The organism is Deinococcus phoenicis (assembly GCF_000599865.1).
In the GTDB taxonomy this organism is placed as follows: Bacteria; Deinococcota; Deinococci; order Deinococcales; family Deinococcaceae; genus Deinococcus; species Deinococcus phoenicis.
The window spans coordinates 21,524-36,216 of record NZ_JHAC01000061.1; the positions used below are offsets into that span (position 1 = coordinate 21,524).

Annotated in this window: 13 protein-coding genes; 2 read left to right on the top strand and 11 right to left on the bottom strand. The window is 70.5% G+C overall.

Annotated features, from left to right (window positions below):
* Positions 1-254 precede the first annotated feature (254 nt).
* From DEIPH_RS15290 to DEIPH_RS15300, 3 genes are all read right to left on the bottom strand, one after another.
* Positions 255-1,508, bottom strand: a complete 1,254-nt coding sequence (locus DEIPH_RS15290; protein ID WP_034359779.1) for an aspartate aminotransferase family protein — start codon at positions 1,506-1,508, stop codon at positions 255-257.
* A gap of 77 nt (positions 1,509-1,585) precedes the next feature.
* Positions 1,586-2,461 carry a DMT family transporter gene (locus DEIPH_RS15295; RefSeq protein ID WP_034359781.1) on the bottom strand — a complete coding sequence of 292 codons (876 nt, stop codon included), beginning with the start codon at positions 2,459-2,461 and terminating at the stop codon, positions 1,586-1,588.
* Complete coding sequence (locus DEIPH_RS15300; RefSeq protein WP_034359782.1) at positions 2,458-3,072, bottom strand: pyridoxamine 5'-phosphate oxidase family protein; 615 nt, start codon at positions 3,070-3,072, stop codon at positions 2,458-2,460. The genes DEIPH_RS15295 and DEIPH_RS15300 overlap by 4 nt, the downstream gene beginning before the upstream one ends.
* Positions 3,073-3,209: 137 nt before the next feature.
* Between DEIPH_RS15300 and pdxR the strand changes: the two genes are divergently transcribed.
* Positions 3,210-4,694 (top strand): MocR-like pyridoxine biosynthesis transcription factor PdxR, encoded by a 1,485-nt coding sequence (gene pdxR / locus DEIPH_RS15305; RefSeq protein WP_051517428.1) that lies wholly within the window; start codon positions 3,210-3,212, stop codon positions 4,692-4,694.
* 19 nt (positions 4,695-4,713) lie between these two features.
* On the opposite strand, the gene DEIPH_RS15310 is transcribed toward pdxR, so the two are convergent.
* From DEIPH_RS15310 to DEIPH_RS15330, 5 genes are all read right to left on the bottom strand, one after another.
* Positions 4,714-4,968: a hypothetical protein gene (locus DEIPH_RS15310; protein WP_034359787.1), complete on the bottom strand. Its 255-nt coding sequence runs from the start codon at positions 4,966-4,968 to the stop codon at positions 4,714-4,716.
* A gap of 249 nt (positions 4,969-5,217) precedes the next feature.
* Positions 5,218-6,996: an ATP-binding protein gene (locus tag DEIPH_RS15315; protein WP_051517435.1), complete on the bottom strand. Its 1,779-nt coding sequence runs from the start codon at positions 6,994-6,996 to the stop codon at positions 5,218-5,220.
* Between the two features lie 29 nt (positions 6,997-7,025).
* A complete protein-coding gene (locus tag DEIPH_RS15320) occupies positions 7,026-8,078 on the bottom strand; it encodes a DNA double-strand break repair nuclease NurA (RefSeq protein ID WP_034359790.1) in 1,053 nt (350 codons plus the stop codon).
* A 65-nt stretch (positions 8,079-8,143) separates the two neighbouring features.
* Entirely contained in the window at positions 8,144-8,767 is a 624-nt protein-coding gene (locus tag DEIPH_RS15325; protein WP_034359792.1) for a cyclic nucleotide-binding domain-containing protein, read from the bottom strand.
* Positions 8,768-8,894: 127 nt separating this feature from the next.
* Positions 8,895-9,842, bottom strand: a complete 948-nt coding sequence (locus tag DEIPH_RS15330; RefSeq protein WP_051517429.1) for a histone deacetylase family protein — start codon at positions 9,840-9,842, stop codon at positions 8,895-8,897.
* 75 nt (positions 9,843-9,917) lie between these two features.
* Between DEIPH_RS15330 and DEIPH_RS15335 the strand changes: the two genes are divergently transcribed.
* Positions 9,918-10,826, top strand: a complete 909-nt coding sequence (locus DEIPH_RS15335; protein ID WP_034359794.1) for a carbohydrate kinase family protein — start codon at positions 9,918-9,920, stop codon at positions 10,824-10,826.
* A 164-nt stretch (positions 10,827-10,990) separates the two neighbouring features.
* On the opposite strand, the gene DEIPH_RS15340 is transcribed toward DEIPH_RS15335, so the two are convergent.
* From DEIPH_RS15340 to DEIPH_RS15350, 3 genes are all read right to left on the bottom strand, one after another.
* Positions 10,991-12,355 carry an HD-GYP domain-containing protein gene (locus DEIPH_RS15340; protein WP_235183262.1) on the bottom strand — a complete coding sequence of 455 codons (1,365 nt, stop codon included), beginning with the start codon at positions 12,353-12,355 and terminating at the stop codon, positions 10,991-10,993.
* A gap of 172 nt (positions 12,356-12,527) precedes the next feature.
* Positions 12,528-12,890, bottom strand: coding sequence for an aspartate 1-decarboxylase (gene panD, locus DEIPH_RS15345; protein WP_081790944.1), 363 nt, complete (start codon positions 12,888-12,890; stop codon positions 12,528-12,530).
* A 184-nt stretch (positions 12,891-13,074) separates the two neighbouring features.
* Positions 13,075-14,631 carry an Rqc2 family fibronectin-binding protein gene (locus tag DEIPH_RS15350; protein WP_034359796.1) on the bottom strand — a complete coding sequence of 519 codons (1,557 nt, stop codon included), beginning with the start codon at positions 14,629-14,631 and terminating at the stop codon, positions 13,075-13,077.
* Positions 14,632-14,693 lie beyond the last annotated feature (62 nt).

A 14,693-nucleotide genomic window follows, 5' to 3' on the forward strand; every position in this document is an offset into this window, starting at 1 on the left:
GCGTCAAGGTACACCCGGCAGGTGAAGGCACCGTCAGCCGAATGGCGGAGGGCTAAAGCCTTTGCCATAAGAATGCGGTGTTTTTCCGCATTCGTTGACCGAGCGAAGCGAGTGAATTGAACAGGAGCAGTGGGCAGAATTACGGCCCTTGGGGGAAAGCACCCCCAGTGCCTCCATCCTGCCCACTGCTCTAAACACGGGAGAGGCGGCGCGCGAATCCTGCCACCGCGCGCCGCCTCTCCCGTTCCGCCCGCCTACTCCGTCTGCTTGTCTTCCCGCGCCGCGAGTTCCGCCGCGCGTCCCTCACGGGGGTTGACGCTGTTCAGCACGCGCTCGAAGGCGGCGACGACCTGATCGATCTGCTCCCGGCTGATGGTGACGGGCGGCAGGAAACGCACGACCAGCGGCGTGGCGGCCAGGGTCAGCACGCTTTCCTCGTGTTCCAGGGCCGAGATGTAGGGGGCGCTCTTTTCCTTGAGTTCCACACCGATCATCAGGCCCATGCCGCGAACCTCGCGGATCTTGGGCGAGTTGATGGCCCGCAGCTTCTCCATGAAGTACGCGCCCTTCTCGCGGGCCTGCTCGGCCATCCCCTCGTTTTTCATGGCGCGGATGGCGGCGACCCCGGCGGCCATCGCCAGCGGGTTGCCGCCGAAGGTGGTGCCGTGCCCGCCGGAGGGCATCCGGTCGGCCACCTCCTGCGTCATGGCAAAGGCCCCGATGGGCATGCCGCCCGCCATCGCCTTGGCGAGCGTCATGCCGTCGGGCACCACGCCGAAGTGCTCGCTGGCGAACATCTTGCCGGTGCGGCAGAAGCCGGTCTGAATCTCGTCGAGAATCAGGAGCGCGCCCTTTTCCCGGGTCAGCTCGCGGGCCGCCTGGATGAACTCGGGCGAGGCGGGCCGCACGCCACCCTCGCCCTGCACGGGTTCCAGGATCACGGCGGCGGTCTGGTCGGTGATGGCCGCGCGCAGTTCCTCGATGTTCCCGTAGGTCACGAAGTCCACGTTCTTGTTGTCCACCGCTTCACCGAACGGCTCGCGGTACTTGGGTTCCCAGGTGAAGGCGAGGGCACCCAGCGAGCGGCCCGAGAAGCCGCGCCGCATGCTCACGAACCGCTGGCGTCCGGTCGCGGTGATGGCGAACTTCTTGGCCGCCTCCATCGCCTCGGTGCCGCTGTTGCACAGAAAGACGCGGTCCAGGCCCTGCGGCAGCACCCCCACCAGCTCGGTCAGGAACTCGGCGCGCTTGTCGTTGGGGAGGGTCTGGGGCATCACGATCAGGCGTGCGGCCTGTTCCTGGATGGCCTTGACCACGTCGGGGTGACTGTGGCCGATATTCGCCACGCCGTACCCGGCCACGCAGTCGATATAGGCGCGGCCCTGCTCGTCCCAGACGGTCGCGCCCTGGCCGCGGACCATCACGACCTGGTGTTTGTTGTAGACGCCGGAGTCGTAGCGCATCTCGGCACCCAGCCACTTGCTTGCGTTGGTGTTGGTTGTGGTCATGAAAAAGCCTCCTCGAAATCTGGGTTCAGTGTAGGGGGTCGGGGCAGGAAAACGGGTGGGGGTGTCCAGCCTGTCCGTCACGCGCGGGCGGGCAGGGGACGGCGGGCCGGGACGTTCATCAGCAGGAGGCCGGCCAGCACCACGGCCACGCCGGCACCCGACAGCCAGGTGGGACGCTCCCCGGCCACCGCCGCCCAGAACAGGCCCCAGACGGGCAGGACGTAGGTGACGGCCAGCACCTGCGTGGCCGAGATGCGCGCCAGCAGCCCGTAGTACAGCAGGTACGCCAGGCCGCTGCCGAACACGCCCAGCACCAGCACGGCGGCCCAGGCGGCCAGATTGACCCGCGCGGGGGGCGCGCCCAGCAGGGTCGGTGGAAGCAGCATCAGCACGGACAGGCCGAGCTGCGTGGTCGCCAGCCCGATGGGATTCAGGCCGCCCAGGGTGCGCTTGGCGACGGCTGTCGCGGCGGCGTAGCTCAGGCTGGCCGCCGCGATGACCAGCACGCCGAACAGGGTCGCGTGCCCCCCGTGCATGCCGTCCAGCACGGTCAGCCCCACCCCGCCGAAGCCCAGCAGGACCCCCGGCAGCATCCGCGTGCCCGCAGACGTGCCGCCCAGCCCCAGCCCGATCAGCAGGCTGAACAGCGGCGTGGTCGCGTTCAGGACCGCCGCGACGTTGCTGGAGACGGTCTGCTCGCCCCAGGCGAAGAACGTCCAGGGCACGACGTTGTTCAGCAGCGCCACCAGCAGCAGCGGTTTCCACAGCCGCAGCGGCGGCAGGGCGTGCCGGCCCAGCTTCAGCGCCAGCCACAGCACCAGCACCCCGAACACCGAGCGCAGCAGCGCCACCCACAGCGGCGGGAACGCCTCCCCCCCCAGGCGGATCAGCAGGAACGAGACGCCCCACACGGCGGACAGAAGCACCATCTGGAAGACGTCCTGGCGGGTCACGGGGTCTCCGCCAGGGGCCGGGGGCGCAGCTGTTCCGGCGACAGGGCGGGCCAGTCCTGCGTCTGCGCGGCGGCGTCCGCCCAGTTCTCCTTGCCGCTCCAACGTTCGACGGCGAGCGAGTAGACACTGGTGCGCGCGAGGTCGGCGGCCGTGATGGGCCGCGTCTGTCGGCCGATGGTGAGGCCCGGAAACAGCCGTTCGGACAGGACGCGCAGGGCCTCCCGCGCCTCCGCCGGCTCGGTCAGCAGCCGGGCGGTGCCGAAGGCGACCACGCTGCGGTACTGCACCGACAGTTCGAGGGGATCGTTGCTGGGCAGCAGCGCCCCGATCTCGGACGCCTCGAAGGTGGCGGGATGGCCCTGGGCCGTGTTGGCCCGCAGCCGCCCGACGACGTTGGTGTGATACACGAGGTCGTGCGTCTCCGGGCGGTACGCGAAGGCCAGCGGCGTGATGAAGGGGAAGGCCTCGCCGTCCTCGCCTGCCCAGACGGTCGCCACCCGGCCTACACCGACGCGGGCGAGCAGCGCGCGAATCCAGGCGTCGCCTTTGCGATTCTGGGGGCGGCGGCTGAGCGCGGGGTCACGGCTGCGGGGATCGTAAAAGTCGGTCATGTCAGCTCCTTTTCCTTTTCAAATTCCTTTTCAAAGTGGGGGCCGCTGCTGGTCAGCCCCACCATGAGGGAGAAACGGTGGGCCGCCCAGCGCCTCTCCCCGTGACACTCCAGCCGTCATGCTTCTAAGCTAGAGCCATGCTGGACCCCAGGACAGAGCCGGAACGGGCACGAATGAGCAGTCCACTTGACGCGCTGCCCGTTCCACTGACGCTGGACCGCTCGGCCCCCGCGCCTCTCCACATGCAACTGGCCGCACAGGTCCGGGCAGCGGCCCTGGCGGGCACCCTCCCGGCGGGGACAGTGTTGCCCGGTTCGCGCTCGCTGGCGGCGGCCCTGGGCGTGACGCGCGGCGTGGTCACGGCGGCGTTCGAGACGCTCCTGCTCGACGGCACGCTGGAAGCGCGGCCCGGCAGCGGCACCCGGGTGGCGGCTGGAGTGGCCGCCAGAGGCGAACGCGGCGGGGCCGGCGACCTGCCCGCCTGGCTGTCCCTGCCCGGCCCGCCCCCGATGGACGCGCCGGCGACCGCTCCCGGCATCCACTTTCGCCACGGTGTCGCCGGAACGCGCGTGCTGGACCTGCGGGCCTGGCGGGCCGCCTGGACAGCAGCGGCGCGGCAGGTGCCCGACGGCGACTACGGCGACCCGGCGGGCGAGCCGGAGTTGCGCGCGGCGCTGGCCGCCTTCGTGGGCCGGGCGCGGGGCCTGCGGACGGACGCGGGGCAGGTGGTGGTGACCTCGGGCAGCCTGATGGCCCTGGGCCTGATCGCCCGCCTGCTGCCGCCCAGCAGCCGCGTGCTGAGCGAGAATCCCGGCTACCGCGCCGCGCGGCAGGTGCTGCTCGATGCCGGGCTGGAGGTCTTGCCCCTGCCAGTGGACGGGGACGGCCCGGTCACCGGCGACCTGCCCCCGGCGCGGCTGGTGGTCGTGACGCCCAGCCACCAGTACCCGCTGGGCGTCCGCATGACGCTGCCCCGGCGGCTCGCGCTCCTGCGCTGGGCGCAGCAGCACGACGCCCTGATCGTGGAGGACGATTACGACGGCGAATTCCGTTACGGCGCGCCGCCCCTGCCGCCGCTGGCGAGCCTGGAAGGGGCGGCCAGCCGGGTGCTGTACCTGGGCACCCTCAGCAAACTGCTGACGCCCGCCGTGCGGACGGGCTTCGTGGTGGCCCCGCCCGCGCTGGTGCCGGCGCTGGTCCGCGCCCGCGCGCTGGCGGACGGCGGACAGAACCGGGTCACGCAGGCCGCCCTGACCCATTTTCTGCTGGGAGGGCATCTCGACCGGCACGTGCGCCGCGCCCGCCGCTGGCATGGACAGCAGCAGGCGGCCCTGGCCCGCGCCCTCGCCCCCCTGGCCCCGGACGCCGTGCTGGGCGGCATCGAGGCGGGATTGCACGCCTGCCTGCACCTCCCGGCCCACCTGCCGGCCGGGGAGGTGGCGGCCACCCTCGCGGGGCGGGGCGTCCACGTTTCCACGCTGGAGGGCTACACCTTCAGCGGTCAGGCCCCGAATGCCCTGCTGCTCGGCTACGGCGGGCTGACGGTGGCCCAGATCGAACGGGGCGCGCGTGAGATCGTGCGGGTGGTCGGCACGCGGCTGGGGAAGGGCGGAGACGGGTAATCCGCGCCGCCGGCCCGCGCTACTGTTTGCGGTTGTGCCGCTCGGGGGGCACGCTCAGGTGGGACTTGTCCACCCCCTCGGTCGCGGGGGGCAGGTCCAGCGGTTCTTCGGCCAGGTCGCGCATCTCGCGGTCGGCGGCCTCGGCCACGTCCGGCGTCCAGTGACCATGCTGGGTCTGCGTGTCCGGGTTCTGGTTGTCCGGGTTCTGGTTGTCCGGGTGCTGCTTGTCCGGGGGCTGCGGCGTGTCGTTCGTGGGTTCTTCCTGCTCAGGCATGAGGCACCTCCTCCCCCATTCGACCTGTTCTGGGCAGCCGCCGGACAAGAAAACGGGCCGCCCCCCTGCCGAAAAGCTTCACACGGGAGGGCGGAGCCGGGCCTACAGCCCCCGTTATAAGAATTCCGGTTGAACAGTTTTTGTCACTGTTCAACCCGAGCGGAGCGAGCCGGAAAGAAACGGTTGCCGGGAAAGGAGTTATCGAAGCGGCGCTTTCCCGATTTGAGAACGGATTGGACGGAAACCGTATTACAGCCCCAGCCAGTCCTTCCCGGCGTCCTCCACCTGCTGCCCGACCTCCCCCGCCACCTCGTCCCAGCGGGTGGCCCAGGCGGGAAAGGGGTAATTGACCAGCACCGGGTTGGGCACGTCTGGCTGACTCACCAGCATGGTTCCGGGCTGGAGGATGCCCGCGCGGGCACGGAAGCTCTGCGGCAGGAAGCGGTATTCGGGCCGCTCGGCTTCCGCGAGGTCCAGGCGACCCACCACGCGGATGGCCGCGTTGGACACGATGCGCCGCTCGACCTCCGAGGCAGTCTGCTGCGCGCCGATCAGGATGATGCCCAGGGACCGCCCGCGTTCGGCGATGTCGAGCAACACGTCCTTGATCGGGCTGTCGCCCTCGCGCGGGGCGTACTTGTTCAGCTCGTCGAGCACCACGAAAACAGTGTCCTTGCGCCCCATCCGCTCCTTGTACTCGAAGAGGTCGCGCAGCAGCACGCCCACCACGAACATCTGGGCGTGGCTGCCGAGCTTGTGGATGTCCACTACGCTGGTCTGAACGCCTTCGCGGAGAATGTCGGGGCGGAAGAGGCGGGTCTGTTCGGCGCTCAGGTCGCCCCGGATCAGCGGCGAGAGGTGCTTCTGGACGCCCCGCAGGCGGCGGATAAAGGCTTGCAGCGTGGCGGGCGACTGCTTGCCCACCCAGCGGCGGTCGCCCTCGCCCTCGTTTTCCTCGAGCAGCTTGTATTCGAGGTAGGACACCAGTTGCGCGAAGGTCTCGATGCGGGCCTCACCCAGCTCCCCGAAGCGCACGTTCTCGTCGAGAATCACGTCGGTGTCGGGTTTCCAGTCCTCGACGGTGAGGTAAGGTGCGTCGTCCCCCTGGGCCAGGCGGGAGAGCCGGTCCTCGATGGAGCCGATCACGAAGCCCAGGTTCAGCGAGGCGTCGCGGTCGGCGAAGGCGTAGGGCAGCATCCGCCCGGTGCAGAACTCGCGCAGGCTGAACACGAAGGGCGTCACGCCGCTGCTGCGCTGCTCCACGTTGGGCAGGATGACGCCGCCACCCAGACCGCCGGGCCGGGGCGGGGCGAGAAACTGCACGTCGCGGAAGGGGGTCATGGGCAGCCCCAGCAGGTCGTAGCGCCCGCGCGGCAGGTTCTTGGCGGCCCGCACGCCGTCCTCGGTGGCCTGCACCTCGCGGTTGGGCTGGTCGAGAAACAGCAGGTCCTCGCCCTTCACGTTGAAGATCAGCGCGCGGCCCGCGTGCGCCCGGGTGCCCATCACGCCGCTGCGGAAAATCGAGTGCAGCAAGAAGAGCGCGTAGCTGGTCTTGGTCGCCACGCCCGAGATGCCGCTGATGTTGATGTGGCCGCCGTTCTCGCCGTTCACGAAGCGGTAGTTCAGCGGCAGCACCTGCCCGTCGGCCAGCAGCCCGCCAGGAAAGGCCGCGTCCTTCATCTTGTCGGCACTAAGGGCCATGTGCAGGTCGTCGCCCCGGGCGTGCCGCACCTCGTCGCCGGGCTGGGGCGGAATGAAGTTCTCGGGGTTCACGCGCGTCACCAGCACCCGCGCCGCGTAGCTCACGCTGGCGGGAAGCAGGCCCGCCACCACGTCCTGCACGTCGCTGTCGAAGGTCACGCCCTCGTGCCGGGTCCGGACCGAATCCACGATGCCGTAAAAGCGCACGGGCACACCGTCGGGTTTGCGGGTCTGCACCACCACCAGATCGTCGAGCTGCACGCTCGCGCCGGGGCTGACGGCAAACCAGAAGGTGACCGGCGTGGCGTCCTCGGTGCCCAGCACCATGCCGAGGCGCTCGCCCTGCGGAGATGCGGTCACGCGCCCACCGCCCGGCCATACTCCTGCGCGAGGTGCGCGCGGATGCGCCGGGTCACCAGTTCCGGGCTGCCCATCGCGCGGCCCATCGCCTGTTCGAGCGCGGCGGTGGGAATCAGGTTCTGCGGCGCGCGCGGGTCCTTGTGCGGCTGGCTGGCGAGGCGGCACAGCAGCGCGCCGGAAAGGTCCGCGATGTCCTGCACGCCGCGCGGCACGAACTCGCTGTCTTCCGGGGCGTGCATTTCCAGGCGCATCACGCCCGCCAGCGGGTGCTGGTAAAAGGGCGCCTCGCACAGCCGCACGTACCAGGTAAAGCGCTGCTCGCGGCCGCCCTCGCCGCCCTCGCCCCGGTCGCCCAGCGTGAAGCGCAGGATCGGGGTGCGCTCGCCCGGCTTCAGCTCGGTCAGCAGACCGATGCGGTCCGCGCCGAGGTAATCGGTGTGCAGCGTCTTGACGTAGCCCACCACCGCGCGGCCCGCCTCACCGATCCGCACCGGGCCGTCTTGCAGCACCAGCGTGTCGGGCAGCGCGTCGGGGTCCGTCTCGTCCAGCGGCAGGGGCGAGGCGAGGTCGGCGCTCATCTGCTGCTCGGCGTCCAGCATCAGGCGCTGGATTTTGCTGCGCGCGCCTTCCACCTGCGCGCCGCTGAAGGGATGCGGGTCGTACTCCAGGCGGCCCGAGTGCGGATTGCGGGGGCTGAGGCGGGCTGCCTCCAGCCGGGCATCGCCGCTGTAGGCCAGCACGCGCCGCGCCGCCACGCCCTGCAACTCGGCGCGGCGCGTGCCGTGCGGGCAGAGGTCCACGGCGCCCACCACGAAGGCCCCGAAACCCGCCACGCTCAGGGTTCCGGCCTCGTCGTCGAGCAGCAGGCGGGCTTCCATGCGCGGCTTACCGTCCACCACCAGCACACGCCGCACCCGCTCCGGCACGCCGCGCGTGGGCAGGGCCGCCCAGCGGTCCATCTCGGCATTGAAGACCAGCCCGGCGAAGGGACTCAGGGTCAGTTGCCCGTCGAAGGTGTCCACAGGCCAGGGGTCAAGGCGAATCCGCATGCGGGGCATTCTAGGTTGTGGGGTACGGGGTGTGGGTGCAGGAGCGGTCTTTTCCCGGGAATCCCTTACGCCTGATACCCGCTCAACGCCCGCAACCCCGCCTCGTCGGTCAGGGTCAGGCAGCGGTAGGCGGGGGTGAGCAGGCCGTCGTCACGCATCTCGCCAATCAGCTTGCTGACGCTCTCGCGGGTGGCGCCGGTGCCCTCGGCAATCAGTTCGTGGGTGGCGCGGACATAGCGGACGCCGTCGCGGTGTGCCCCACCCAGGCTGCTGTCCGCGAGGTTGAGCAGGTAGCGGGCGATCCGTTCGCGCAGCTCGCCGTCCTGGATATGCACGCCGTCGGTCATCATGCGCTGAAGCTGGGTGCTGAGGCTGCGCGTGATCTCCCACAATTCGGCCTGCCCAAGGTGCTGCGGATGCAGAGGCGTCAGGGTCGCGTCGGTCAGGGCGCTCACCTGGTGGCCGCGCACCAGGCCGTGTAGGGTTTCCTCACCGAAAACGTCGCCGGGCCGGATATGCCGCACCGTCAGGGTCCGGCCCTGGGGCGTCAGGCGCACGGCGCGCAGCAGGCCGCTGTCCAGACGGTAGAGGCTGGGCGCGGGGTCGCCCGCGTAGTACAGGGTTTCCCCCCGCCGCAGCGAGCGGTAGAGGAGGTCGGTCGTGGCGGGCGGGGAGATATGCAGAGTCATGACGTACTCCTGAAGACGGGGAAAGACAGGGGGGAGCAAAGCTGCCCAGACTGTACAAAGTTTGTCCAAGGTTCGAGCGTTCAGCCCCCACTTTGTGAAGGTCCTCCCAAGTTCGTGCCCGGTCCGCTCAAGCGAAGACTTCCAGGCCGTCCTGCACGACGCTGGCGTGGGCCGCGACGGTCAGCGCCGGGTCGCGGTTGTAGCCGCCCGCCAGCATTGTCACGACGGGGACGCCCGCGCGGCGCGCCCAGGTCAGCACCGCGCGGTTGCGCTCCCGTACTCCGTCCAGCGTGAGGGCGAAGCGGCCGAAGCGGTCCCCGGCCAGCACATCCACCCCGGCAAGGTACAGCAGCAGGTCCGGGCGGAACGCCTCCAGCGCGGGAAGGGCCTGCCCACGCAGCACGGCCAGATACTCGGCGTCCGTTACCCCGTCGGGCAGGCCCAGGTCGAGACTGCTGACCTCCTTGCGAAAGGGGTAGTTGCGCTCGCCGTGGATGCTGAGCGTGAAGGCACGTGCCTCTGCGCCCAGCAGCGCCGCCGTGCCGTTGCCCTGATGCACGTCCAGATCGAGGATAGCCACCCGCCGCGCCAGGCCCCCCTCCAGCGCGAGGTGGGTCAGGATCGCGGCGTCGTTCACCAGGCAGAAGCCCTCGGCGCGGTCGCGGAAGGCGTGGTGGGTGCCACCCGCCAGGTTCGCGCCCCAGCCGTGTGCGAGTGCGTCGTGCAGCGCCGCGAGGCTGCCGCCCGCCGCACGCCGGGCACGCTCGACCACGCCCGCGCTCCAGGGCAACCCGAAGGCGCGTTCCTCGGCGGCCGTCACCTCCCCGCGCCGCCAGCGCCGCAGCCAGGCGGGATCATGCAAGCGCGCGGCGTCCGCCCAGCGCAGGGCCGGGGTGTCCAGCACGGGCAGCAGGCCCGCCAGATGCTCCGCTACGCCCGCGTATTTGTAGGCCGGAAACCGGTGGCCCTCCGGCAGCGGAAAGGTGTACGCGGCGGGCGTGTAGGCCCGGAAGGGGTGCCGGAAAGGGCCAGAGTCGGTCACGTCCGCAGTGTGGCGCAGGCGGGCCGGGAACATGGCTGGCGAGGTCACTCAAAGGTTGAACAACCGGACCCGCTGTGGGACGGGACGCGGAGCTTTACGCTGTCGGGCATGACCTCACCCCTGCCCCTGATCGTGAGTGCCGGAGAGGCGCTGACCGACCTCGTGACCGCCGGAGGCCACACCTGGCACGCGCATCCGGGCGGGGCGGGCTGGAACGTCGCGCGGGCCTGCGCGCGGCTGGGGGTGGCCAGCGCCTTTGCGGGGGCCGTCGGCCAGGACAATTTCGGGGAGGACCTGCACCGCGAGAGTAAAGCGGCGGGCCTCGACCTGCGCTTTCTCCAGCAACTTCCCCAGCCGACGCTGCTGGCGGTGGTCTACCGCGTGACACCGCCCGCCTACCGCTTCCTGGGCGAGAACAGCGCCGACCTGCACTTCGACCCGGACCGGCTCCCGGAAGGCTGGGCGGGGGCGGCCCGCTGGCTACACGTGGGCGGCATCAGCCTGAGCCGCTGGCCGCTGGCGGACACGCTGCTGGGAATGCTCGAAACGGTGCGGGCGGCGGGCGTCAAGATCAGTTTCGACCCCAATGCCCGCAGCACGCACCGCCACCCCGACTACCCGGCGGTGTTCGGAAGGGTGGCCCGCCACGCCGACCTGCTGAAACTCAGTGACGAGGACCTGCGCTTCTTCTTTCCCACGCTCTCCGAGGCCGACGCGCTGCGGCACCTGCGCGGCCTGAACGCCCGCTGCCCCATCGTGATCACGCGCGGCGCACAGGGGGCGACGCTGTACCACCCCGCAGGCCGCGCGGACCTGCCGGCCGTCCCCGTGCAGGTCGCGGATACGGTCGGCGCGGGCGACGCGCTGTGTGCCGGGCTGCTGGTGGGCGCGACCGAACGCCCCCAGGCGCTGTGGACCGAGCACCTGCGTCTGGGCCTGCGGGCCGCTGCCGCCGCGTGTGCCCGCCCTGGCGCTTATGCCCCTACCCGCGCCGACCTGGACGCCCTGGGGGGCTGAGGCCGCTCCTCGCGGATATCCGGCCAGGCCAGCAGCACCCTGGCGCGCACAGCGGGCAGGCTTCCGGCAAGAAAGCCCGCAGAGAACGGGGCGTCACCGCCGTGCAGATCAGGTCGTCGGCCAGCACCACGCGCTCGCCAGGACCGGGGACAGTCACCCGGCGGTCACGACACTAGCCGCACGTTGTCGTGCTCGGTCATCAGCCGCACGAAGGCGTCCACGTATTGCGGATCGAACTGCCGCCCGGCCTGCAAACGGATCTCTTTCAGGGCATGTTCGTGCGACCAGGCGGGCTTGTAGGACCGGACGCTGGTGAGGGCGTCGTAAACGTCCACGATGGCAAAAAGCCGCGCGGACTCGGGGATGCTCTGGCCGCGCAGACCGGCCGGATACCCACCGCCGTCCCAGCGCTCGTGGTGGTAACGCACCAGGTCGAGCGTCTCGGCGGGCAGGAAGTGCAGGTCCTGGAGCATGTCGTAGCCGATGACGGTATGGCGCTGGATGATGCGGCGCTCGTCGGGGTCGAGGGGACCGTCCTTGTGCAGGACGCGGTCGGGAATCGCCAGCTTGCCGAGGTCATGCAGGTACGCGCCCCACCGCAGTGCCCGCACCCGGTCCTCGTCCCAGCCCAGTTGCCGCGCCAGCCGGACGCTGGTGCTGACCACGCGCAGGGTGTGGCCGCCGGTGTCGTCGTCACGGCATTCCAGGGCCGCACCCAGCGAGCGCAGGGTGAGGTCGTTGGCGTCACGCAGGTCGCAGATGGCCTGCCACTGCCCCAGTTGCGCGCCCAGCAACCGCGCGAAGGCGGCGATGACCGCCGTCTCTTCCTCACTGAACGCACTGCCGGGACGGGTCAGGATCAGCATGCCCAGGTGACGCTCGGTGCGGTCGTAGACGGGCGCGACGTGGTGGTGGAGCCGCTCGCCGCGTTTCAGGAGCGCGAGCACTTCCTCGGCCACCCAGTGGTCGGCCTGCACGCTGCGGCTGTCGTCGTCGCTGGGCTGGATGGGCCGTTCGAGGTGCCGCTCGAAGGCCCCCCGCGCCCCGAGAATCTGGGGCGTGCCCTGGCGGTAGGCCACAAAGGCCACATTCGGCGCGACCCCCAGCCGGTCGAGGATATCCACCCCCGCCCGCACGATGGCCTCGCCGTTGCGGGCCTGGGCCAGCCGCTCGCTGCCCGTCTGGAGCGCCTGCATCGTCTTGCGCGTCCAGGCGAGTTCTGCGGCGGTGGCCTGCCCCCGCACGGTCAGCACGCCCAGCGTGGCCAGGACCAGCAGCCCGCCCAGCAGCTCGGCCAGCGTCGGGGCCGCGCCCGGGGCCGCCCGGTGCAGCGCCAAGGACGCGATGAACGCGACCGGATAGGCCACCAGTGCCGCCCAGCGCCACGCCTCACCCCGTGACCCGGCCAGGACGGTCAGCAACAGCGCGGCCCCAGCCATCAGGCCTTGCTGCCGCGTCAGGGCGGCATACCCGAGGGCAGCCAGCCCCAGCAGCAACGACAGGAAGAACAGGGGGCGGCGGTGAATCACGCCAGAAGTCTAGCATCCAGATAAAGACTTCCTAAAGCAACCGGGCTTCATCCTCATGCAGATGCCAAAACGGCAATGAGAATTTTTCGACATTCCCAGGTCTGGCCCCTGGCGGGTCAAGAAGAAGGAGGGCCTCCGGCATACAGCCTGGCCCTCCCTTCTCCTCCGGCGCTCAGGCGGGCTGGAGGTCCAGAATCCGGTTTTTCGCGTCCACCAGTACCACACGCGGCTCCAGGGTCCGGGCTTCCTCCTCGGTGAAGTTGCCGAACGCCGCGATGATGACCATGTCGCCGGGGCGCATCAGGTGCGCGGCGGCCCCATTGATCCCGATCACGCCGCTGCCGCGCGGACCGCTGAGGGCATAGGTATGGAGGCGGTTCCCGTTGGTGATGTTCCAGATGTCCACCCGCTCGTTGACCAGGATGTCCGCCGCGTCCAGCAGATCCTGGTCGATGGTGACGCTCCCGACGTAGTCGAGGTCCGCCTGCGTGACGGTCGCGCGGTGAATCTTGGCCCTGAACATGATGCGTTCCACGAGGCTGGATTGTACGCGCTGGGAAGCCGGGGGGACGTGATGGGAAGCTTTATTCGGCGCGGCAAACTCCCGGTGATCCGGGGCTATGAGCCGTGGGCCATAAGCCGTAGTCCACGCAGCTGACGCCGGACGCTGATGCTTTCGGGTGCTGATTTTCTCAGCTCACCGCTTCAGACCTGGCCGCTCAACGCTCCTCCTCCGGCAGCGTGCCGTCCACGAATACCGTCTTCTGGTCGGTGTAATGGACCTGTCCGGCGGGCGAACCCCGGGGCCGCCACACGAACTTGATGCGGGTGTAGTCCACCGGCACGTTGCTGCTGCCGCGCGCCTTGCTGTGGGCGGCAGCCAGCCGCGCGGCGTACAGGATGTCGGGCAGCGCCAGGTCACGCCCGCCCGTCCGCACCAGGACGTGACTGCCGGGATACCCCTGCGCGTGAAACCAGTAGTCCAGACTGCGCCCGATCCGGTGCGTGAGGGTCGCGTTCTCCTTGTTGTTGCGGCCCACCAGCACCTCGAAGCCGCCGGGAGTGGTAAAGCGCATGCCGTAGGGGCTTTTCTCGGGCCGCTCGGCCTGGAGGGTGGCGGCCAGGGCTTCGAGGTCTTCCAGGCTGGCGGCGTCGAGCTGGTCCAGACGCGCCTGGGCCTCGGCCAGTTCGGCACGCAGGGCGGGTTCACGTTCGGCCAGCCGCTCGTAGACGTCCTCGCGGCGGCGGGCGCGGGTATAGCGCTTCTCGGCGTTCTGCACGGCGCTGAGCTGCGGGTCGAGGGCGATGGGCACCTCGCCGCTGCCATCGAAAGCCGGGAGCAGGACGGAGGCCGCGCCCGGTTCGGCGGTGTGTGCGTAGGCCATCAGCAGGTCGGCCTCGGTGCGGTCCTGGGCGGCGGCGTCCAGCCCGGCCTCGGCGCGGGTCACGTCGGCCAGCTGGTTGGTGACCAGGGTCAGGCGCTTGTCGAGCGGTTCACGCAGCGCCTTGCGCAGTTGCGCGGCCTTTTCGATGCGGGCGGCCTCGCGTGCCCCCTCGTGCATCACGCCCTCGCTGACGGTGGGGTCGGTCACCAGGGAACGCAGCGCGGCCAGCACCTCCGGCCAGCGGTCGCCGGGAGCCTCAGCCGGGGCAAGGTTCGCGCGGCGGGCCAGCTCGGCGCTCAGCAGCGGCCCCACCCCGTCCAGCCGCTCGCGCCACTTGCCGATGGGGAGGGCGGCGAGAGTGCGGGCCTCCTCCTCGGTCAGCGTGCGCGGGTCGAGCTTCTGATAAGGGGGCGGGGGCGTGTAGGTGCCGCCCGTCCGCACCGTGCGGAAGCGGTTGCGGCTGCCGGTGATCTCGCGCGCGGCCAGCACGATGCGCCCGCTGAAGCCCTCCCCCTCCTCCAGCACCAGCACATTTGCGTTGCGGCCCGTCACCTCGAACAGCAGCCGGGTGGGGGGCTGGTCCACGAAGCCCGTCTCGCCCGCGAAATGCAGCGCGAACACCCGGTCGAGCTTGAGCTGTTCGGCCCGCAGCAGGTCGCCGCGCACCCGGTTTGCCAGAAAGCGCTGGAAGGGGTTGTGGGGGTCGCCCCGCAGCCGCTCGCGCGAGACGAAGACCACCGGTTGCGGCGGGCGGTACGACAGCACCAGATTGCCCACGCCGTCGAGCAGCAGCGCGGCGGTCGTCTCGTCGGGAAAGACCCAGCCCAGCGTGCGGGCGGGCAGGTGCGGCGTCAGGTCGCGCAGCACCCGCGCCAGCATCAGCCCTTCCATGCACGGTCCTTGTGGGTGGGGAGTCGGTCGCGGTTCACCGGGGCATGGTAGCGGGTTGTGGG